This window comes from Acinetobacter colistiniresistens (assembly GCF_024582815.1).
Classification (GTDB): domain Bacteria; phylum Pseudomonadota; class Gammaproteobacteria; order Pseudomonadales; family Moraxellaceae; genus Acinetobacter.
The window spans coordinates 3,584,642-3,606,423 of sequence record NZ_CP102099.1 but is presented as its reverse complement, the minus strand read 5'-3'; the positions used below and the strand labels follow the sequence as shown (position 1 = coordinate 3,606,423).

Sequence of the window (21,782 nt, the reverse complement as noted above, 5' to 3'; positions counted from 1 at the left end):
AAAGATTAAAAACATTTGTACCTAAAAATAAAGACGCTTGCATGACAATTGCATGGATAGGTCGATCGATATAGTGGAGTTATCACGTGAATCATAAATATTCATTTTTGTTCAGTAGTCTATTGGCTGTTGGCATATTACAAGGATGTGGAAATAATTCCTCATCAGATCAATCGGGCAATGACTCCAATAGCAATCACCCATCAAATTCCAATGTAATTATTGACCAAGATTCAACGAGCTGTAGCAAACTGGTACAGGATGGTTCCAGTGTGGTGGTGGGTTCAGACCAGAATGGTGATCCAGCGGCCCCCGAAGGTGCGTCAGGCTATCGATTAAACAATACGGTTAAATATGCTGATCAATATATGGTGGTCGCGAACACGCCATTGGCAGTAAAGGCGGGATGCGAGATTTTAAAAGCGGGTGGCAGTGCCGTTGATGCGGCCGTTGCGGTACAGGCGGTATTGGGATTGGTTGAGCCACAATCCAGTACTATCGCAGGCAGTGGCTTTATGATGTATTACGATGCCAAAAGCAAAACGGTCACAGCTTATGACGGGCGAGAAACTGCGCCTGCCGCAGCCAATGAATACTATCTGATTCGACAGGATATACATGATCCAGAATCTCCAGCCCCTGTACCAAGCACCCGCCGTAGCGGACGTTCGATCGGGGTTCCTGGGGTGATGCGGTTACTGGAACAGGCTCAGCAGGAGCATGGCAAACTGAAATGGGATCAGCTTTTTTATCAAGCCATTGATCTGGCCGATCATGGTTTTCGTATTCCGGGACGTTTGGCCGATGCAATTGTAAGTAATGCCGACCATTTGGCGCTGGATGCCAATGCGGTATCGACCTATTTCTACCCAGATGGTACGCCTCGTAAAGTTGGTGAAACCATGACCAATAAAGCTTATGCCAAAACGCTGGAAGCACTGGCAAGCCAAGGTGCAAAAGCCATGTACAGTGGGCCAATGGCGCAGAATATCGTGGCAAAAGCTGGACAAACAATCGGGGACGATGCTGCCCGTACACCGATTACTCCAAGCTTGATGACTTTACAGGATTTATCGAATTATCAAGTTAAAAAACGCACGCCAATCTGTACGACTTACCGTGACCGTTATTATGTGTGTACCATGCCACCGCCATCCTCAGGAGGAATTGCAGTTGCACAAACACTGGGTATTCTAGAGAACTTCGATATGAGCAAATATCCGCCGAAACAGCCAGAAAATGAAGGCGGGATACCCGATGTCATGGGCGTACATTTAGTTTCTGAGACAGAGCGCTTGGCCTATGCAGACCGTGATAAATATGTGGCAGACACTGACTTCATTTCATTACCCGCGAAAGGCATTGCCAGTTTGCTTGATAAAAACTATTTAAAACAACGGGCCGCATTGATCAGTCCAGATCAAAGTATGGGGGTGGCGCAAGCAGGTCAATTCGACTCAAATGCGGGCATCGATAAGACAGTTGAGCATGGTACTACACAGTTCACCATCGTCGATGCTTATGGCAATGTGGTATCCATGACATCGACAGTCGAATCCAGTATGGGATCATTTCATATGGTCGATGGTTTCTTGTTATCCAATCAGCTAACCGACTTTAGTGCCTACCCTGTCGATCAAACAGGGGCCTTGTTGGCCAATCGGGTGGAAGGGGGCAAACGTCCACGCAGTACCATGGCACCCACTTTGGTATTCAAAGGCACCACAGCTGATGAATTTTATATGGCAACAGGTTCACCGGGCGGTGGCACCATTATTCAATATGTGGTTAAAACCTTGGTTGGGGCATTGGACTGGAACCTGAATGCCCAGCAGGCAACTTCGCTGGTGAACTTCGGTGCAACCAATAGCCCTAATACTAATATTGATAGCTCAAACGACCAGTTGTCTTTGTTGGAACTGATTGATGGTTTAAAAGCAAAAGGGCATGGTATTTCCAATACGGCACAAACCAGTGGTATTGCCACGATTATGAAAGTCAAAATTGATAATCAAAGCAAATATGCTGGTGGTGTAGACCCACGCCGTGAGGGCATTGTGTTAGGTAATGGTGCATTATAAGTTTATATCGAGAATGCTGTCTTTGTGGCAGCTTGTTTTAATTCAGGTCTTGAAAAACCAAGTTCAGCAACAATATAGACTTATAAGCGCATATTTTGTTCGATGCTTAGAAATTAACATTTAAATTCTAGCCATCTATGTTATCATTGCGCTGTACTTTGGGGATGTTATTGGCTTCGACGCTGGTGATGAAACTCATAGATGCATGCCGAGAGCGCATTTCCTCTCGTAAATAAAATTTGCATTTTAATAGTCGCAAACGACGAATCATACGCTCTAGCTGCCTAAGGGCAGCTTGTCCGCTTCACTGAATACTTGTGGTCAGTGAACCCGACTGAAGCGCACGCACACAAGTCCGTATAGTGTTGAGCCTCGGGACACTATACCAAATCTAGAGGATCGCACTTTGTACCCTGTTCGTCGGGTCACTTAGTGTTAAAACAATAGACGATATCTAAGCATGTAGTATTCTCGAGTGTAGTGCTGGCGGACGCGGGTTCAACTCCCGCCATCTCCACCAAAATATTATTAGGGATTGTTCGATCCGATATAAAAAAGCCTTTAAGTTCAATACTTGAAGGCTTTTTTATTTGCCTGTTTGTCCGATATCATCCGACTTGATTTGACCTTATTTTTGCCTTTATGAAGGGAATAGTATGCTAAAAGTTAGCTTCTTGCCTTCTGGATTACGATGGATTCCGTTCACCAAAGGAGATTACTGGGTTCTAGGAGTTGATTCTAATTACCGTGTCGCATTGGTCGGAGGCCCATCTCATAAGTACCTGTGGATATTATCAAGAGATCCGAATCTGGATGCGGCAACGTATCAATCGTATGTGCAAACTGCACGGGATTATGGATATGATGTGTCTAAGCTGGTTCGAACTCCGCAGAAATAATAAATGAAAAACTGTCACCGTTTTCATAAACATTTAAACAAGCCCTTGATCTTTCAAGGGCTTGTTTATTTAAAGCTTTTATATCTCCGAATTTGTACTCATAGAACGTGCTTTACGGTCAGTTAGACGATCATAAAAACCAGCTGCGGAGAAAGCGGTTTTAAAAGCACACCACTGCAATGGTTCAGGGAGGGTCGAAGGCGTTTTATGATACAGGGCTGTTAAAATAGGATTCTCAATGCCTTTGATTTTCTCGGCAAGTAACTGCCCCATAAAGGACTGAGTAGCAAGCCCATGCCCAGTACAGCCAGCAACATAGATTATATTTTGATGCGTTCCTGTAGTACCTACCACAGGCAGAAAATCATATGCCACGCTAACGTAACCACTCCAGCAGTGCTTAATACCAAGACCTTGCAAGGTAGGATGACGTTCACGCAAGGTCTGTGCCAGTGCAGCATAGGCATCTTGATCTGGCACATTAGGAGTCTTTGAACCATAAACATAATTTAACTTCTTCACCGTCAACACCATCGTATTGTGTGCTGTGAGACGATGGCTCTCCATCATCAAATGCGGTGTAATAATTCCTTCTCTATTCTGCCAACCCAAAGATGCCAATTGCTTTGGAGACAACTGTTGGGTTTCAATTGCTGATACGCGTATCGGCGCAACCTTATCACGTAGTAACCCTAACTGAGGTGTGAACGCATTTGTCGCCAATACTACGATTGAGGCAGTTGCACGACCTCGTGGAGTCTTGCAGGTTATCTCCGCGCCTTCACTGTAAGACAGCAAGGGCGTTTTTTTCATAGAGCTTAACGCCTGCCTGAATTGCCGCACGACGTAAACCGCCGACATATTTACCAGGATTGAGCGTGCCGCCACGTTGCTCACTACCAAATAGAAACGCTGGTGGAATACCGCGAGCGCGCATCTCTGCTTGATCTACAAAGCGAGTGATTGAACCCAGTTCACGACCAACCTCCATACTGCGACGTAGCCATTTTTCCTGAGAAGGATCAATCGCAGCACGTATGATGCCAGAAGGATTGTAATCACATTGAATTTCCAACTCGGCTAGACGCTTTTCGACGTAGCACACGGCCTCGTCATAAAAATTCACAAATTTTCGTGCGTGCTCAACACCGACGCGTTTTGCGAACATTTCAAACTCAATGCCCATACTGCCAAGCAGATAACCAGCATTACGGCCACTGGCACCAACGCCACCGAACTCCTGTTCAAGCACAATCACTTTTGCACCACGGGCATTCAGCTCAAGGGCAGTGGAGAGCCCCGCAAATCCAGCCCCAACCACAATGACATCAGCGTTGACAGAGCCTTCCAGCTCAGGCTGAAGATCACTTGGTTCTTCTACCCAGCCACCAAGAGGTCGAAATGGCAATGTGCTTGGATTGTAGTTCGCCATTTCTTCATTGAAATGATTCATTTGCTATCCTTTTATCTTTACTGTACTTGCGTACAGGGTTTGATTTTAAAAGTAATTATTTGGTGGTTTGTTGGTTAGTGGGCTGGAATCAGAGATTCTCTGGAAAGTGTCTGGGAACGTGCTAGTGCGTTATAGGCGTAATACAACTGGATAACAGCATAAGCCCAAGTGATGAATGCCCAGGTCATAAAAATCATATGCGTATCATCGCCAGGGATCGGGAAGAAGTCATAGACGATTGCGACGGCGAGGCTGACGATTAAAGTGAATGTTGTCGCCACGGCATGCAGAGTTTCCCCAGCACGTGCCAAGCAAAGAATGAAGTAGCAGAGATAGATCGCAAGAATCAGCCACATGACGACGTAAAAATACGGGCGTATACCGTCAAAGAAATCGGCCAAGAAGATAACAAAAGTGCCCGCGAATGCAGCGGCGAACAGCAGCACTTCATTCAACGCTGTGGGTTTATAATTATGGGTCAATGCCATTAAGCCTAGTACGGCAATGACGGGCATACCAAAGCTGCGTGAGAATGAATCTAGAAACATTGTAATTGAATAATGAACATGCTCACCCGTTAGCATATACAAAACAAAGTTTGTCGCAGAAAAAGCCACAATCCACCATTCTAGTCCAAGCAGATAATTGTTTTTCTTGAGAAATTTTGCGCCGTAAATCCAGCCCGAAAGCGCCAATACAATACAGGCAACCAGCCCACATATATTGATAATTTCTAGAATAGCGGCATGCAGCATTTCACTATCAGTTAAGATTTTTGCTGTTGTAGCGTCCATTTCGCTACCGGCAGCAAGCCCAAGAATTTTCATGATATGACTTCCCTTAATTAATTGACTGTCATGTCAGTAAAGTAATATGGTATGATTAATTAGTAAACATTTTTTTATTTATGGCGATGATGGAAAACAAGGTAGGAAGACCGAGTAAGGCGCATGAAAGGTCATATGAAATTCTTCAAGCTGCTGTCTCAGTAGTTGCAAAGGAAGGATTAGAAGGTATTACCTTTGCCAAAGTAGCGGAAGCTTCAGGCATGCAACGTACGCTAGTTCATCATTATTTTTCTTCACGTGCAGATTTAATCAATGCTTTCATAGAGCATTACATTGGCGAAATGGGGACTGAAATTATTCATCGTTTCAGTGGAAAACCATTGAGTGATAGAATTATCATGTTATTCACGCCCGAAGTTTATCGGACTCAGGATGATTTGATTGTTTGGCTAGAACTGGTTGCGCAAAGTGCCAGAAATCCCTTGATCAAGCAAATGTTGCATGATCTTTGGACACAGCATTGGCTACCTGATTTTGAAAGTCAGTTGGCACAGGAGTATCCCAAGGCAACTCAAGATGCGATTAGTTCGACAGCATATGTTCTTGCTTGTTTATTTGAAGCATATTGGGGATTCAGTGTTCAAGGTGTTTCGGATACACAAAAACAAAAGCAAATGGAACAAACAGTATTAATGCTGTTGAATCGCTTGATGTAATTTGGTCAGCAGAAAAAATTGCGAAAGATCGCTTAGGAAAAGATGCTCTGAATTAAACCAGCACTCAAGATGCTTTATTTAGCTTATATACCGAGTGGGTATCTTGTTCAGTAAACTATTAGACAATGCGCTAAAAGGGCAAGAAGAGATCCGGAATAGAATACGGGAAAACGAGTGATATAACGAAAAAAGCTAAAGTGCGTTCACTTTAGCTCTGGATGTTTAGTTTTTTACTTTGTATAAACCATGCTCGGTTAAATGTTGGCTCAAGATACGGCGAAGTTCCAGAGCCTGTAAATTATTTTGTGTAAGTTCCATTTTTTATAAATGATCTTTTAATCGATCATCGAACTGAATCGTAAACCAATTCATTGCTAAACGCCAATTTTGAATTGGCATCGTCCATTTCTTCGCAGCATTTGATGTTGCTAAGTAAATGACCTTCTTTACTGAGTCATCAGATGAAAAGATTTTCCTCTTCTTCGTTGAATGGCGTATTACGCTATTCAACGACTCAATCGCATTTGTTGTATAAATTGCATGACGTATTTCGGCTGGATAGCTAAAGATCGTTCGGATATTTTCCCAATTGGCCCGCCAGGATTCTCCAATTTTGGGATACTGGTGATTCCATTGATCACAGAAGATGTCTAGGGACTTTAAAGCATTTTCCTCTGTACTTGCCTGATAAATCGCTTTCAGACCCGAGGTAACAGCCTTGTAGTCTTTCCAGCTTACAAATCTCAGGCTATTGCGTACAACATGCACGATACACAGTTGAATATCAGTATGAGGGTAAACGGAGGCTATCGCGTCAGGAAAGCCTTTTAATCCATCTACACAGGCAACAAGAATATCCTGTACTCCTCGATTTTTAGCTCTGTCATGACTGACAGCCAGAATTTGGCACCTTCTGTCTGAGCAATCCACATACCCAGTAATTCTTTTTGTCCATCCATATTGATGCCTAAAGCAAGGTATACGGACTTGTTAATCACATTGGAGTGCTGACGGACTTTGACAACAATACAGTCAAGATAGACAACAGGATAAAGGCTATCTAAGGCTCTATTTTGCCACTCAGTCACTTGCTCAATCACAGCATCGGTAACTTTGCTGATGAGAGATGCTGAGACATCGGCATCGTACATTTCTTTGAAGAAGGCTACAATTTCCCTATTAGTCATTCCTTTTGCATACAGTGAGAGGATTTGGTCATCCATACTGGTGATGCGTGTTTGGTGCTTTTTGATAATTTGTGGCTCAAATGAACCTTCTCGATCACGGGGAATATCTAAAGCCAGTTGTCCATCTTGAGTTGTAATGGTTTTAGAACTAAACCCATTACGGCTATTTGAGCCTTTCCTGGACTGATGCTTTTCATAACCGAGATGGTCTGAAAGTTCAGTATTGAGTGCAGTTTCAATCATGAATTTTTTAAAGACTGCTGTCATTTGGTTTAAGTCTTCTGGTGTTTTTAGACCTTTAGCCAATTCGGCAGCCATACTTTTGATTGTTGCTTCATCCATGTGAAGTACCTTTTGTAATTATCCTCTGAAGGATAAATGAAAATTAAGTACTTACACAAAATTTAGAACAGTCCCAAGTTCCAATACCGTTTCAGGCTTTATTTGAATAGAATGCCCGCCTTTAATGATTTTCTCTGAAATCGCACCTTCTAAATGGGCACTTTTATAAGGAACAATGCCATCCGTAATGGTATCAGTATCATTACTTTTGGTGATATTGCCCATGATGGAATGAAAAACCAAACCTTCTTTAGGCTGTATATCCGAGGTGAGTTCCATAAACTCTGACTTATTACTCAGATCGCTAGGGCCATTTTGTAGCCTGTTATTGATGGTTCTGACAAAATCTTTAAGATCATCGTCATAGCTCGTGAGTGTATTGGTTAATGTTTTTAAAAATGCTGAGGGCAGTCCAATAATGTTTCGTGCAGTTACGGTGAACCAGCGGTCGGCATAGCTTGTTCCACGATGAGGAGCAGCAAGGAAAATGACGCGATCAAAGTTTGGAATCGGTTCCATCTTTAAGCGTTCGCCTATAACTGGATGTTTTCTCATCCGAGCTTGAACGTGGTTACTCATCATCGGTAAGGCTTCTTTTGAAATATCTGCATGACTGACTAAAAGGCGGCTAATAATTCCTCCCATACTATGACCAATCAAAACAGCATTTTGAGATGCAGGGTCTTGTGGGTTGAGAGAGGCAAATGTTTGTTTGAGTAAAGCAGAAATCTGAAAGCGACTTTCCAGAATGGGCATATTGGTCGAGTAAAATACTTGCCAAACCTGATAATGCTCACGTAGTGTCTTATCCCCCATAATTTCATTCGTTACAGCAATCCATGCTTCTGGGCTGCTGGCCAGTCCATGAATCAAAACAATCACTTTTTTATTCGGATTATAGGGTTCAAGCATATATAGATGAGGCATAGTCAAACGTTGATTACGGTCAATCAAGGTTAGATATGCAGCAGAGCCTAAGTTATTCTCTGCTAACCATAAACCATAGGGCGCAGAGAAGTTCGCTGCCAGAGCGTATTCTTTATCTTCAATTTTGATCTTTTCTACATTGTAGGGATCATAGATTTTTATTTTGAAATCTGGGCGACTTAATATCTCGCTGAGTGTGGCTTGCTCATCGACTGGCTGGGCAATCAGAGTTGAAGCAAGATAATGGGCTTCATGGATATTGGGATTAACGCCGTTTGGATAAGCATAGGTGAGTGGGTCAAGAATATAGGGATTTCCATTCTTGGGATCATTCTCTTTAGTGTGTAAAACCGCGACAAAATCTGCACCAAAACCATCACGACGGTTAATGGTTCTTAATCCAGAAAAGTTCATATTGTAGCTTGAAGTAAATTTCTCAAGCTTTTTACCTTGTAGTTTGGGATATGAATCAATATCAATCGTATAGGTACTTTCACCAATTTTAATGTTTTCTGGAATCGTTGCAGAAGTATTCTTGGCGCTGTACACATTTACTAATTGGTTGAGTGCCTGATTATAAAAGTCCCGAATTTGCACCTGACGGTTATCAAAAATACGCTCTTGAGGCTGACGAGAAGTCTTAAACAGATAGGCATAGCTGTAACGAATACTTTTATCTAAAGCTTGCAGTTGTTGGTCTAAACATTCATTCACCTGTTGGGTTTGTTTAGATTCTAGTTTAGTATTTTTATTGATTTTGCAATCATGCGAGTCTGCAAGCGTCAGAGCTCTGGATAGATACAACTCGCTAGCGGCTGATAATAGTTGTTCTGTTTGTACCTGAGGAATTTTTTCCAGATCGACAATACATGCATCTGGGTTTTTCATGCACAATTTCATGTCCATATCGGACATATAGAGCAGATTCAGGCTGGCGCCACTCAACTTTCCTTGAGTGAGAATACTGTTACGTTCATTGGCAATCGTAGTATGCAACGTCTGTTTTTTTAGGCTAACCACCTGACAGCCACTTATTATTAGAACGCTAAATACAGTCAGAATACATAGCGGCTGAAATAGAGGAAATGTAAGTCTTGGCATAAATTGACTCTTAAGCATTCTGTTCAGATGAGGGGAGTTTTTGATGCTGCTATTATTTTGAATATTTGTGTAGTAACGATTAGAAAAGTGTGGAAACAGTGTGGAGACCAGAGAGTTAATCAGCTTAGATTGAGTATTTTAGCTGTGTTAGCCAAACCACTGACTCGTGTTGAAGTAAGGACAGTACTGAAGGTGATTTAAAATATGCAGGGCACAGTGCATATAAGTTCTTGCATACCAGTGATTGATTTTATTGTCTAAATGAACTGATAAGAATGTGATGAAAATATTTAAAGCATCCAGAAATTTTTAAATATTCAGGTAGTGATTTGCGATAAAAAGCGTAAGAAAACGTCGACTTGATCGACGTTTTCTTACTTTCCAATTTCCAGATACCAAGGCTCAGATAATCCCAGTGGTTTTAAATTCCTGAACATTTAACATATCGATTGGACTCATCATCTTACCTTCATGTTCGACAAATCCAACAAAAGTCGTGCTCATATTCCAACCAAGTAATCCTCTTAACTCATCAGGGAAGCTTTTAATTGTTTCGGTGGAGAGAGATAAATAATGATTTTCTTCCTGTCTGAGAAAGCCCAGATCATAAGACATAGTCAATCCAATACGAGGTGCATGGCTGACATTGGCACCTCCACCATGATAGGTTGAGCCAATCCAGATTAAAGCATCTCCTGCTTTCATTTCGGCCGCGACGGTTTCATCTTCTTTAGGTACTCTTTGATCATCCCACAAATGGCTGGCTGGAATGACGCGAGTCGCACCATTTTCTTCTGTAAAATCAGTCACAGCAAACATGATTTGTACTCTGGCTTCACGACCATAACCCGGATGTTGCCACATCCATACCGTATCGTCACGATGTAGGGGTTGTGCTTTTTGACCTGGCCAGATCTGAATCGCTTGAGTCACACCAACCTGAATGTCTGGATAGAGTTCAATTCTATTTTCACCGCTCCATGCCTGTAGTGGAGTTTGGAGAATCGCTTTTGCGGTATCTAAAAATACTGGATTCATTGCGACCAATGGCATTTGTGGCAAGCGCGCAAATAAACGGCTCATTCGGCGGGTTTTCGTACCCGCAAAATATTCATCTTCTCCATCTGGAATCAACTCTAATTGCTCAGATAATATTTGATAAATATCGTGGGTCATTTCATCATTTAAAAAATTTTCAATGATGACACCACCATCTCTTTTAATAATCGAAACAATTTCATCGACTTGTGTATCTTTGCTTAATTTGACGAGTGACATAAGAATTCCTTATTCATCCTGATTGATGATATTTCAAAGCATTTCAATGAACTGCTTTGTTGTGCGATTGGTTTGCATACATAACACTTCAGTTTTTAGTCTTCATCGCGATAGCTGATTAAATTTTTGAGGCTGTCGCAGAATGCTATGAGCTTATGTATGTATTTGAATTAAATTATTTTCTACAGTGAAAATTTATAAACTTTCATTTCTCTGGGGTTGTGGAGCAAGTGCCTTTTTCAAGAAACCGATCTGATCATTGAGTACCGCGCCATGCCATGATTCGGTATAAAAATCAAAATGATCAATCGGATATTCCAGCAGTTCAGTGGGGCCTTGAATCAGACGTGCCGTTTTTCGGGCTGGATTTGGTGGTGCGATCTGGTCATTGGAACCCACTTGGATCAAAGCAGGGCACTTCACTTTTTTTGCAAAAGTAACGGGCCGGTTGTATGAAACTTCCAGAGCTGCGCGAGCACAGACCTCATTCCGCCAGGTTGGACCCGCCATTGCGGTATAGCTTTCTTCAGCGCCAGGTGTACTGATCATTGCAGCGGTACCTGGCTGCCCAACAATTGGAATGAGATGAGGAGGGCGTTGAGTGATGGCATGCATTAAATCTTTAATGCCATGACCGATCGCAGTTGTTATCTGCTTTATTCCACCATACTGGAATACTTGTTTTAGAGCGGCTAAACCATCAGTTGCTGGATTCATGGAGACGACAGCCGATATTTTTGAATCTTGGGCAGCAACCACCACCACATGACCACCCGAATAAGACGTGCCCCACAGCGCAATACGACTTCCATCTACATGGGGCAAACTCCTTGCAGCTTCAATTGCAGCATGATAATCCTCACGCTGTTGAATGTAAGAGACATGTTGTCTAGGAGAGCCTGCTGACTCGCCAAATCCGCGATAGTCAAATACCAATGTATCAAAACCTGCTTGGCTGAACGGCTCGGCAAAATCGAGTAATCCTGTATCTTTGGTACCGCCAAAACCTGTGGCCATCACAATGCAAGGCCGTCCTTGAGCTGTCATAAACTCTTCTGAGGTTGCAGGGAGATACCACGCAGAACAGGTAATTCCTTTACTTGTAAATTTAATATTTTCCATTATATTTTCCTTGATCGATTTCTATCCTTGATTGCTATTGGCAATAAGAGATATCAATGTAAATCGTTATGTTAAGCCTGAATTTTGATCTGTTCTGGCATTGTTTCTGCCGGAACAACACTTGGCTTTTTCTTAAGCCCAACATCTGTAAAACATAGTTCTTTATCAAAAACGGGACCTTTACGGAGTCGTTCAACATCGAATTTATAATCTTGTTTTACAATCCATGGACCTTGTGTACCTGCCATTGGAAATTGTGCGATGCTTCGTTGAATGTAGCCTGAATTCAGGTCTACAAATGGAATGCGTTTCATGCTTTTATCACTGATGACTGGTGTGAATGTTGCGTACTTATTTTCATCCATGTAATCCAGTAATCTACAGAAGTGTTTCCAGACTAGATCAACTTTTAAGGTCCATGCCAGATTGGTGTAGCCGAATGCGAAAGCAAAGTTGGGAATATCGGATAACATCATTGATTTGAAAATCGTGGTCTCTGGATAAACTATTTTTTTTCCATCCACAATCAATTGTGTCTTGCTAAATGCGACAGCATTGAGGCCTGTAGCGGTCACAATGATATCGGCTTCCAGCGTTTTTCCTGATTTAAGTAAAATCCCTTCTTTGCTAAAACACTCAATATGATCGGTGACCACAGACGCTTTACCCGCAGAAATTGCTTTGAACATATCGCCATCGGGTACAACACACAAACGTTCATCCCACGGATTGTATTTCGGTGAAAAATGAGTCGCTACATCAAAGTCTTTTGGTAGATTTCGTTGTACATCCGAGATTAGAAAGCGACGCATCAGCTTCGGAAAGCGACGACTTAAATTGTAGACGCCCCGAGTTAAGGCAATATTTTTATGGCGGATCAGATCGAAAGCACGTTGTGGTGAGAAAACACGATTGAGAGTATTCGCGATTGCATCTGTACTTGGCGCTGCCATGACATAGCTTGGTGATCTCTGGAGCATGGTAATATGCCCAACCTTTTCAGCCATGGCAGGAATTAAGGTCACGGCTGTTGCGCCACTACCAATCACCACCACCTTTTTACCAGAATAATCGAGATTTTCTGGCCAGTGTTGGGGGTGAATAATGAGTCCTTGAAATTCCTCAGCTCCTTTAAACTCAGGTGTATAGCCGTTATCATAGTCATAATAACCTGTACTCATCAGTAAGAAGCGGGAGCGGAAAGTGGTTAAAACTTTCTGATCTTGACGCTTCACTTTTACTGTCCATAGACCTTCAGAAGATGAGAATTCGGCGCTGCTCATATAATGGCCAAAGCGAATATGAGATTCGATGTCGTTCTCAGTGATCGTTTCTTTTAAATAATTACAGATCATTTGAGCACTGCCAAAAACCCTTTTATTGGTCCACGGCTTAAAGCCAAATGCAAATGACTGCATGTCTGAATCTGAACGAATGCCTGGGTAACGGAACAGGCTCCATGTGCCTCCAATTTCGTCACGACCTTCTAGCAGTGTGAATGTTGTATTTGGTCTATATTTTTTTAAATGGTAGGCTGCGCTAATACCTGAGATCCCTGCGCCGATAATTAAAACATCAGTAATAGTAATTTGATCTGATGTACTCATATCTTTTTCCTCTTCACACGATTTTAATAAATTGAGCATCAGTTAGATTTCTAAGATGATGATTTTTATAATCTTCATTTTCCCTGATGAACAAAGTCCTTGATCCAGTCCACTTTCACTTCGATTTGTATCGAATGACGTTTAGGCATGTGAATATTATTAAGCTAATAATTACACACTGTCAATGACTCTGTGTAATTATTGCAATATTGTCTATCTGGTTCGGGGGAAAAGAAAATGGGTTAGGGTTGGGTTGAATTAAATTACTGAATTTTATAATTTATATTTTGCTTTTTATTGAGTCATGTTTTTCTGGTTTTGAGTGGGCAGAGAGGGCGAGTAATGGCACAAAGACTTGTCGAAAGATTTATTAATACCTACAATGACTTCATACCAATAGGAATAGGACCATATGACAACTTCTCGCCGTAGACCTAAACATGATCCAAAAGAATCTGAGCGAGAAATATTAAAAGCTGCCGAACAGTTTTTAAATGAACACCATTTTCGTGACCTAAATATTGATGAAGTCATGCGACGCACGGGTTTAAAACGACCAGCTTTTTATGTTCATTTCCGTGATAAACACGATCTTACGCTTCGTCTTGTTGAGAACATTGCCAGAGAATTGTTTAATATCACGGAACGGTGGTTGGCAGGAAATAATCTTCAGGACGATTTAGAGCGAGCCTTGGTCGACTCTATAAATGTCTATGTACAACATGGTCGTTTATTAAGGGCCTTTGTCGAAGCAGCAAGTGGAGATGAACGTGTTGATAGTGTCTATCGAACTATAATTCAAGACTTTATCAAGGCGGCTGCTCAACACATAAGAGCAGAACAACTGGCAGGAAATATTAAAAAAAATTTGGATATCGACGAAACAGCAAAAGCGCTGATTTGGTTAGAAGAACGTTATCTTTCGGAAGCATTTGGGCGTTCATCTCATGTAGAACCCGAGGTCGTTATCAGGGTACTTCGAAATATTTGGACTTCAACACTTTATGTGAATAAATAAAAAAATTCATTTATACATTTTATTGCTTTTATATTTAAAAATATTTTATTTGTCAGTTAATTGCATTGAATGTAATTATTCCATGCAACAGTTTTTGCATAAATTACACACAGTCATTGACACTGTGTAATTTATTTATCAGTATGTTATTTGTCCATTTAATCCTGTTTTCTTGTGAATAAATGGATAAGGAGATATCTCATCATTCGTGTGGTGAAACAAAAAATTATAATTTCAGGATGAATTTAATAATGGAAAAATCTATATGCAAGGAAAGTGTGGGCTTACCTTGGTTATTATCGAAAACCAGAGAGGTGAATAGACATAAGGGCTTGAATAGCTCATTTTCTAATATCCATCGGTTCCACTTCGCTCCTATTATGTTTGGCATAATAGGTGTGTTGATCAGTAATTATACCCAAGCCTCCGCACTTGATCAGTCTGGTCAGTCTATACTGCCATTTTTAGAGAATGGTCATTATTTTGAAGTCAATGCCTTTGCTGTTGACGCTTCAGTTTCTGGTGTCGTGCATGATCGTCCAGATCTTGTGCGTGCAAATCAAAGCCGTGAAACAGGTGATATTGGGCAAAATGTGCAATTTTATACGGCTGCATTGAAGCTACAATTAACCGATCAGTTTAGTTTCGGCCTGCTTTACGACCAACCATTTGCTGCAAAAACCGCATATCCACTTCGCTCCAACAATAGCTATTCAGATAATGATTTTAGTCATGAAGGCACATCTGTAAATGTGGAAAGTCAGGATTTGAGTTTTATATTTGGATATTCACCTTTTAAGAACTTCCAGATTTATGGCGGGCCTGTTTATCAAGAGGTCAAAGGAAAAGCTTCTTTTCGAGGCATGGCGTATACCGAGGCTTTTAATGGTTACGAGGCGAATTTTAAAGAAAAAGGAGAGTTGGGCTGGCTTGCTGGGGCGAGCTATCAAATTCCAGAGATTGCGTTGAAAGCGGCTGTTACTTATCGCTCTAAAATCAAATATAAATTTCAGGTCGAGGAAAATATATTTGGTGAACCTTTACGCTATGTCGGAGCAGCAAAAACGACAATCGAAACCCCACAATCCATCAATATAGATTCTCAAACTGGGATTGCCGAAAATACAATTGCTTATATGAATTTAAGATGGGTGAACTGGAAAGATTTTAATATCCGCCCAACGCAATATAATGCGCTTACAGCAAGTTATCTGGATGAACTTACGGGAGGCGCATATACGGAAGGTGTTGATTTAGATTCTTATCAAAAGGATCAATATAATGCAACGATAGGAATAGGGCATCAATTTACAGAAAAATGGAGTTTTGTGACTGATGTTGGTTGGGATTCAGGGTGAACCGTACCGGGTTTGTCGGAGACTTTTTTATTTAAGTTAGGCCACCTGACCTAACGGGTTAATCTTATCATAGTACATTGCTTCAAACTCAAAAGGCGATACATAACCCAGTGCACTGTGTACACGCTTTTTATTGAACCAATCTACCCAGTTTAGTGTCGCAAGTTGTACATCTGCTAAACCTTGCCAATCTGCTTTTAAATATTCAATCACCTCTGTTTTGTATAAGCCATTCACCGTTTCAGCCAGAGCATTATCGTATGAATCACCTGTCGTACCGACTGATGCTCGTAAATTTGCAGCATCTAAACGATTGGTATAGCGAATAGAAAGATATTGAACACCTCTATCGGAATGATGAATCACATTCTTTGGCATGCCTCGATCGTGCAATGCTTGCTCCAATGCATCGAGCACCATATCTGTATTCATCCGTGTAGATACTTTCCATCCAACAATTGCTCGTGAGAACACATCAATAATAAAGGCGGTATAGACCCAGCCTGAATGTGTTTGAATATACGTAAAGTCACTGACCCATAATTGGTCAGGTCGATCAGCACTAAAATTCCGTTTCACTAAATCATCTGCTCGTTTTTGATCATCTCGGCTACGGGTGGTTTGTTTATTCTTACCACGCCAAACACCTTGTATACCTAGCTTTTGCATCAATCGAGCAACTGTACAACGTGCAATAACATAACCCTCACGTTTCAATTTTTGCCAAACTTTACGTACACCATATCGACCTGAACTTTCTTTCCAAATACGTTTGATTTGCTCTGCATGATGTAAATCATGCAGAGCACGTTTCGCTCGATGTTCTGGGTTATCAACGAAATCTAAAGCCCGATAATAGGTCGAAGCTGCAATCGGTAAAATTCTACAAATCGCTTCAACACCATATAACGCCTTATTGTTATGGATAAAATCCACCATTATTTGTGTGGGCGGTCGAGCTCCGCCTGGGCGAAAAAAGCGGCTGCTTTACGTAGAATTTCATTGGCACGTTTTAATTCTTTAATTTCACGTTCCATTTGCTTCATTTTTTCTTGGTCAGATACCTGTTGTACTTTGGCGGGATTTTGTTGATCTAAGTATTTTTGATACCAAACACGAAGTGTTTCAGGAGTACAGCCAATTTTAGGAGCAATTGCGGAAACTGCTGCCCAATTCGATGGATAATCTTTTTCAGATTCAATTAGTAATTGAACCGCTCTTTCTCTAATTTCGGGGGTATAGTTTGGTTTTTTCATCGGAATAGTCTCTCAGAATATTGAGTCTCCGACAAACCCGGTACGGTTCAGGGACGGGTAATCCTGCTTCTACGCTGGGGCCAATGAAGGGATCATGGTCCATTGGACTCGGTGCGCAATTCAATCCTGCTCAGAATTATTTTATCGCCGCTGGTGTTAAATACTACTGGTTAGGAGATGCCAAGTCTGAAGATGGCGCTTACTACTTACCTGTCGAAGGGATTAAAGAAATGGCAGAACAGGCTGAATTTAAAAATAATCATGCTATCGCTTATGGTTTAAAAATTGGTTACCGATTCTAGAAGTAAGAGAAGGAGTGGTTGAGTTTAGCCACTTCCTAAAAATACAAAAACGCAGGGGGGCAAGTTTGGATAAATTTAAGTTGTATGGGAATAAAATTTATATAAAACAGTATGTTGCTGTTTTGATTCAACTGACGCTATCTCCACCAAAATTCAGAGTTTTTCCTTAGTGAGATTACTGATTGCATTAAGAATAAATTTTTAAGTCTATAGTGATTAATTTCACAGTTTGTACAATATTTTTGATATATAAATCAAAAATATAGACTGTTCTGTATGGAAAATATGTAGTTTAATAGTATTATTATTGAACATCTATAACTTAAAAAAGCTTAAAAATGTACATTAACTTTACAATTGAAGATGATCAAAAAAACATTGGGGAAGGTCCAATTCAGGTTGGCTGGTTCTTTACTGAGGATAAATCGTCGATTCTCTTCGAACCACCTTATCGGATGCGTTCTCAGTCACAGACTAAACATGTTAAGTCTGCAAGTCGTTGTCCTGCGGTATTGCAACTGGAAAGCCGCTATTTCGTAATTAACTGTCCCTTCGTCAAGATATTTTAGTTGTGAATCGGATAAAACCTTAGACTCAGATACAGTATGGTCTGTTCTTGAACAATCTAACAGTATTTTATGATTTATTTGTAAAACCTGACATTGAGATTCCTCGATAATTGCACCATGAAAATAAATTTCTCCTGTAGAGCTAGCAAAGATATATGAAGTCATTAAAAATATAATATTAAGCTAAGAGCGAGTGCTATTCTGGGCATGATCAGACTTCCAAATAAATATAAACAATGAGTCAATAACTCACTTGGTTATGGCTTTTAATTTTGGAGTGAATAGTATTAGAAATGTTATATTTTATTTATCGGAAGTAGATAATTAATTTGTCAGATTCAAGCTTTTATTTTGAATCCAAGCTGTAAATGTTTGTAGGGGATGGATGACAAATAAAATTATAAAAATAATAATTTAATTATTAATCAATATCGCAGGCTTGTAGTTATTCCCCTACATTGAAATCATTGTTGTACTACATCTTTCATATCTCTCGACGATATCCATTTATTTGACTTATACATAATATAAATCAAAGCAATGTGGAATAGACCTAATCTAAAATTGGGTCTATTACTTTGGGTCACACACATTAGCGCCGTTCAGAAATTCATAGTCTAAATTTCGAGATGCAATAATGGAAAAGTGGGTTTGTAAAGAATGTGGTTTATATCAAAAAGTAAACCCTAAAGTGATTAAGGCTGGACAGAAGGTTTATTTTTATAAAAATAAAAATTATATCAATCGTTATTTTGAAAAAGTTGAAATGAATATTGTGAGAGGTGTCGTTTTAAGTAAGCGTGGAAATCTTATTACGGTTTTAAGTGGTGGAGAGATATTTAAAGTACTAAATGTTGATGTCTATCTTGAATGTGCTCCCATGCATTTTATTTATAATATGTTTGGTACTTGTGAGTGTTGATTTGAATTGCCTTGAACAAAGTTAAAAATAAATTTAATTTATTCTTGCGATTAATTATTGCTCATAAACCTAAATGATTTTTTAAAAGATTCCAGATGCTTGTAGATATTTTTCTAATTTTAGTTTACACATATCAATTAAAATTTAAACAAGGTGTTTGAGTTCTTATATAGATGTGAGTTGATCTTTAGGTAAATCTGGGTGAATTAGATTCATTTATTTTAGTATTACAGGCGTCGACCATATCCGAATTCTGGCTGCAGTGTTACGCCACTCTCATGTTGCACCGAAGACCAGCTTTGGTTCCTGTCATTGCAATTCAGACTAAGAGCAAAAATTCCCTTCATCTGCACCAAAATATTATTCGAAATCATTTGAATTGGTATTAAAAGCCTTTAATTTCAATAATTAAAGGCTTTTAGATTAGACTTTACAGATCCATCAGGATGTGTGACAAATACTGATACTGGACATTGTGAGTACCATAAATAGAAACACTTTCTTTTCTATTCAAGATGAAAACATTGAGCTTATCGGACTTATATACAAGATCAAGCCACAGAAGGCAGAAGCAAAAATTACATACATGACTTTAACTTCAAAATGGAATAAGGCGATGAATGCTGCAATGGCAATCGATGCTACTTCATAGTTGAAGGGATGGTTGAATCCACTAGGCCATAAAACGTGATAACTGAAGAAAAGTGCGAGATTTAAAATTACACCCACTACCGCAGCAGTAATTGCTGTTAATGGTGCAGTAAATTTTAACTCGTTATGCGTTGTTTCAATCACTGGGGCGCCAGCTAGAATAAATATGAAAGAAAAAAGGAATGTAAACCAAGTCACAATGATGGCACCTAAAGCACCAGCTAAAAATGCATGATCACTTCCCAATAATGTATGATTAAAACCACCTAGGAATCCTACAAAGGCAACCACCATAATCAGTGGGCCAGGGGTACTTTCACCAAGTGCTAGGCCGTCGATCATTTGTGTTGGGCTCAACCAGCCATAAAAATCTACAGCACCTTGATACACATAAGGCAGTACCGCATAAGCCCCACCGAAGGTTAACAGCGCTGCTTTGGTAAAGAACCAAGCCATTTGTGTATAGGCATGATCCCATCCCAAGGTCAGAGTTAGACCTACAATTGGTGTAAACCATAAAGTTGCACCGATAAATAAGATTTTTCCTAAGTGCTTCCAACTAAACATGGCATGTTCTGGGGTTGGGGTATCATCATCAATGAATGCAGGACCATAATCCTTTTTACCTTGCTGATGAGAACCTCCACCCGTAAAAAAGTTTGGATACTTTTTACTTGCTAAGTATCCAATGATTGCAGCACTTAGAACAATTAAGGGGAAAGGGAGGTTAAAGAAAAAGATAGCAGCAAATGCAAGAGCAGCGATGGTCCATAAAAACTTATTCTTTAATGATCGGCTACCAATTCGATATGTTGCATGAAAGACAATTGCAACAACAGCAGGTTTGATTCCATAAAAGAGTCCAGCAATGATCGGCACATCACCAAACTTTACATAGACCCATGAGAGTGCGATTAGGATAAATAATGAGGGTAAAACGAATAAGACCCCTGCCACAATACCCCCTATAGTCCTGTGCATTAACCAACCGATATAGGTTGCTAATTGTTGTGCTTCAGGTCCTGGTAATAACATACAGTAGTTGAGCGCATGTAAAAAACGTTTTTCAGAGATCCAACGTTTTTGTTCAACCAGTTCTTGATGCATGACAGCAATTTGTCCTGCTGGCCCACCAAAACTAATGAATCCCAATTTAAGCCAGAATAAGAATGCTTGCCAAAATGAAACTGACTGTATCTCTTGTTCTGGTTGTATAACAAGTTCTTGTTTCATGATTATTCTCTTGCTAGGGTGGCATATAAACCATCGAAAATCTGATTCGATAATGCAAATAGCTGATCATCATCATTTATCTGACTTCGAATACCTTGAATAACTTTTTCAATACCGATCGCTTCAGGAGGCTCAATTCCCCCTACATCTAGGTAATGAACAATTTCAGCGAGTCTCTTTAATGCAGGTGTTTCTAAATTAAAACTGTGTAAAAGAACTTCGAAGGTTACCCAGTGATTGACGTGGCTAAAAGTTGCACCATCAAAATCGAATCCTAATGCTGCTTTTGGGCAGTCACTTGGGGTTTCTAACCAAATAAATGTTGCTGAGGTATCTATAAAAGTCTTGATTAGCCATGCAGAGGCTAGACGATCAATCCAAGGTTTTTTACGAGTTGCCCAAGTTCTGTTTTGATAACAATTTTTATCGAGCAGTTGGATATGAGCTTGTATTGCTTGAGGCTCATTTACTTCACCAAGACGAGCAATTGAAAGTTCTAAACCGGAAAGTTCCTTTAAAACCTGTGCTTGAGTTTCATCAGGGTAATAGTCAATTTCTATAAGTGCATCGATACTTTTTCTTAATTTACGGATTTGCTTGAGCAGCTCTTTCTTTTCATCTTTGGTCTGTCTATCCCTTAACTCAGAGAGTTGTTTATAGAGAGCGTCGTATTCTTCTTTTCGGCTGAACAAAGCAGCTAATTCAAGATTGGTAGGTTGCTCTGCATGAAAGATATAAGCCGTTCCTTGTTCTGAAATAACATCATTAGCAATAGGGTCAAGCTTTGCACTATGGGAAACAGGAAGTAAATAGACACCATCTCTTAGAATCGCTGCGCCGCTTGCTTTGACAGATCGCCAGACTCTCATACGAGTGGTTGTATTCTGTGTAGGTAGTGAGGATATGAGTAAGGATATTTTCATGTAATATACTCAACTTATTTTGTTTAATATATTACACATAATAAATTAA

Annotated in this window: 12 protein-coding genes, 1 other RNA gene, 6 pseudogenes and 1 other annotated feature; of the genes and pseudogenes, 9 read left to right on the top strand and 10 right to left on the bottom strand. The window is 40.3% G+C overall.

Annotated features, from left to right (window positions below; all coding sequences use genetic code 11):
• Positions 1-86: 86 nt before the first annotated feature.
• The 3 genes and pseudogenes from ggt to NQU59_RS17290 form a co-directional block, all read left to right on the top strand.
• Complete coding sequence (ggt, locus tag NQU59_RS17300; protein ID WP_257064214.1) at positions 87-2,081, top strand: gamma-glutamyltransferase; 1,995 nt, start codon at positions 87-89, stop codon at positions 2,079-2,081.
• A 160-nt stretch (positions 2,082-2,241) separates the two neighbouring features.
• Positions 2,242-2,601, top strand: a transfer-messenger RNA (tmRNA) gene (gene ssrA / locus NQU59_RS17295).
• A 124-nt stretch (positions 2,602-2,725) separates the two neighbouring features.
• A pseudogene (locus NQU59_RS17290) lies at positions 2,726-2,980 on the top strand (lipocalin family protein); the annotation flags it as partial.
• Positions 2,981-3,058: 78 nt separating this feature from the next.
• On the opposite strand, the pseudogene NQU59_RS17285 reads toward NQU59_RS17290, so the two are convergent.
• Both NQU59_RS17285 and NQU59_RS17280 read right to left on the bottom strand, forming a co-directional pair.
• Positions 3,059-4,433: pseudogene (locus NQU59_RS17285) on the bottom strand (NAD(P)/FAD-dependent oxidoreductase).
• Positions 4,434-4,507: 74 nt separating this feature from the next.
• Complete coding sequence (locus NQU59_RS17280; RefSeq protein WP_005239155.1) at positions 4,508-5,260, bottom strand: hypothetical protein; 753 nt, start codon at positions 5,258-5,260, stop codon at positions 4,508-4,510.
• Positions 5,261-5,340: 80 nt separating this feature from the next.
• Here NQU59_RS17280 and NQU59_RS17275 point away from each other — a divergent pair, with 80 nt between their 5' ends.
• A complete protein-coding gene (locus tag NQU59_RS17275) occupies positions 5,341-5,937 on the top strand; it encodes a TetR/AcrR family transcriptional regulator (protein WP_005239153.1) in 597 nt (198 codons plus the stop codon).
• A 321-nt stretch (positions 5,938-6,258) separates the two neighbouring features.
• On the opposite strand, the pseudogene NQU59_RS17270 reads toward NQU59_RS17275, so the two are convergent.
• From NQU59_RS17270 to NQU59_RS17250, 5 genes and pseudogenes are all read right to left on the bottom strand, one after another.
• A pseudogene (locus tag NQU59_RS17270) lies at positions 6,259-7,466 on the bottom strand (IS256-like element ISAba26 family transposase).
• A 51-nt stretch (positions 7,467-7,517) separates the two neighbouring features.
• The gene (locus tag NQU59_RS17265; RefSeq protein ID WP_257064213.1) at positions 7,518-9,494 is read right to left on the bottom strand and encodes an esterase/lipase family protein; all 1,977 of its coding nucleotides are present in this window, start codon (positions 9,492-9,494) and stop codon (positions 7,518-7,520) included.
• Positions 9,495-9,896: 402 nt separating this feature from the next.
• Positions 9,897-10,772: a phytanoyl-CoA dioxygenase family protein gene (locus NQU59_RS17260; protein ID WP_257064211.1), complete on the bottom strand. Its 876-nt coding sequence runs from the start codon at positions 10,770-10,772 to the stop codon at positions 9,897-9,899.
• Positions 10,773-10,967: 195 nt separating this feature from the next.
• On the bottom strand, positions 10,968-11,894 hold the full coding sequence (locus NQU59_RS17255; RefSeq protein WP_257064210.1) for an alpha/beta hydrolase: 927 nt from the start codon (positions 11,892-11,894) through the stop codon (positions 10,968-10,970).
• A 71-nt stretch (positions 11,895-11,965) separates the two neighbouring features.
• A complete protein-coding gene (locus NQU59_RS17250; protein WP_257064209.1) occupies positions 11,966-13,501 on the bottom strand; it encodes a flavin-containing monooxygenase in 1,536 nt (511 codons plus the stop codon).
• A gap of 412 nt (positions 13,502-13,913) precedes the next feature.
• On the opposite strand from NQU59_RS17250, the gene NQU59_RS17245 reads away from it, so the two are divergent.
• Both NQU59_RS17245 and NQU59_RS17240 read left to right on the top strand, forming a co-directional pair.
• The gene (locus tag NQU59_RS17245) at positions 13,914-14,519 is read left to right on the top strand and encodes a TetR/AcrR family transcriptional regulator (protein ID WP_005239144.1); all 606 of its coding nucleotides are present in this window, start codon (positions 13,914-13,916) and stop codon (positions 14,517-14,519) included.
• Between the two features lie 251 nt (positions 14,520-14,770).
• A pseudogene (locus NQU59_RS17240) lies at positions 14,771-15,701 on the top strand (transporter); the annotation flags it as partial.
• A 212-nt stretch (positions 15,702-15,913) separates the two neighbouring features.
• On the opposite strand, the gene NQU59_RS17235 reads toward NQU59_RS17240, so the two are convergent.
• A protein-coding gene (locus NQU59_RS17235; protein WP_107114716.1) for an IS3 family transposase occupies positions 15,914-17,133 on the bottom strand; the annotation gives its coding sequence in 2 pieces (ribosomal slippage) (positions 15,914-16,857 and positions 16,857-17,133; 1,221 coding nt in all).
• Positions 16,742-16,858: a sequence feature (AL1L pseudoknot), on the bottom strand. Its footprint overlaps the gene before it by 117 nt.
• Before the next feature lie 41 nt (positions 17,134-17,174).
• Here NQU59_RS17235 and NQU59_RS17230 point away from each other — a divergent pair.
• The 3 genes and pseudogenes from NQU59_RS17230 to NQU59_RS17220 form a co-directional block, all read left to right on the top strand.
• Positions 17,175-17,435 (top strand): annotated as a pseudogene (locus NQU59_RS17230) (transporter); the annotation flags it as partial.
• 338 nt (positions 17,436-17,773) lie between these two features.
• Positions 17,774-17,989 (top strand): annotated as a pseudogene (locus NQU59_RS17225) (hypothetical protein); the annotation flags it as partial.
• A 652-nt stretch (positions 17,990-18,641) separates the two neighbouring features.
• The gene (locus NQU59_RS17220) at positions 18,642-18,926 is read left to right on the top strand and encodes a hypothetical protein (RefSeq protein WP_005239137.1); all 285 of its coding nucleotides are present in this window, start codon (positions 18,642-18,644) and stop codon (positions 18,924-18,926) included.
• 510 nt (positions 18,927-19,436) lie between these two features.
• Here NQU59_RS17220 and chrA read toward each other — a convergent pair.
• Together chrA and NQU59_RS17210 are read right to left on the bottom strand one after the other, a co-directional pair.
• Positions 19,437-20,810 (bottom strand): chromate efflux transporter, encoded by a 1,374-nt coding sequence (chrA, locus tag NQU59_RS17215; protein WP_005239136.1) that lies wholly within the window; start codon positions 20,808-20,810, stop codon positions 19,437-19,439.
• A 2-nt stretch (positions 20,811-20,812) separates the two neighbouring features.
• Positions 20,813-21,733 (bottom strand): chromate resistance protein ChrB domain-containing protein, encoded by a 921-nt coding sequence (locus tag NQU59_RS17210; protein WP_257064208.1) that lies wholly within the window; start codon positions 21,731-21,733, stop codon positions 20,813-20,815.
• Positions 21,734-21,782: the final 49 nt, after the last annotated feature.

Excerpts from the sequence above, each read along its gene's own strand:
- NQU59_RS17260 (WP_257064211.1), bottom strand. The coding sequence starts at position 10,772 with ATGTCACTCGTCAAATTAAGCAAAGATACACAAGTCGATGAAATTGTT.
- NQU59_RS17250 (WP_257064209.1), bottom strand. The coding sequence starts at position 13,501 with ATGAGTACATCAGATCAAATTACTATTACTGATGTTTTAATTATCGGC.
- NQU59_RS17220 (WP_005239137.1), top strand. The coding sequence starts at position 18,642 with ATGGAAAAGTGGGTTTGTAAAGAATGTGGTTTATATCAAAAAGTAAAC.
- NQU59_RS17275 (WP_005239153.1), top strand. The coding sequence starts at position 5,341 with ATGGCGATGATGGAAAACAAGGTAGGAAGACCGAGTAAGGCGCATGAA.
- NQU59_RS17210 (WP_257064208.1), bottom strand. The coding sequence starts at position 21,733 with ATGAAAATATCCTTACTCATATCCTCACTACCTACACAGAATACAACC.
- NQU59_RS17265 (WP_257064213.1), bottom strand. The coding sequence starts at position 9,494 with ATGCCAAGACTTACATTTCCTCTATTTCAGCCGCTATGTATTCTGACT.
- NQU59_RS17255 (WP_257064210.1), bottom strand. The coding sequence starts at position 11,894 with ATGGAAAATATTAAATTTACAAGTAAAGGAATTACCTGTTCTGCGTGG.
- NQU59_RS17245 (WP_005239144.1), top strand. The coding sequence starts at position 13,914 with ATGACAACTTCTCGCCGTAGACCTAAACATGATCCAAAAGAATCTGAG.
- NQU59_RS17280 (WP_005239155.1), bottom strand. The coding sequence starts at position 5,260 with ATGAAAATTCTTGGGCTTGCTGCCGGTAGCGAAATGGACGCTACAACA.
- chrA (WP_005239136.1), bottom strand. The coding sequence starts at position 20,810 with ATGAAACAAGAACTTGTTATACAACCAGAACAAGAGATACAGTCAGTT.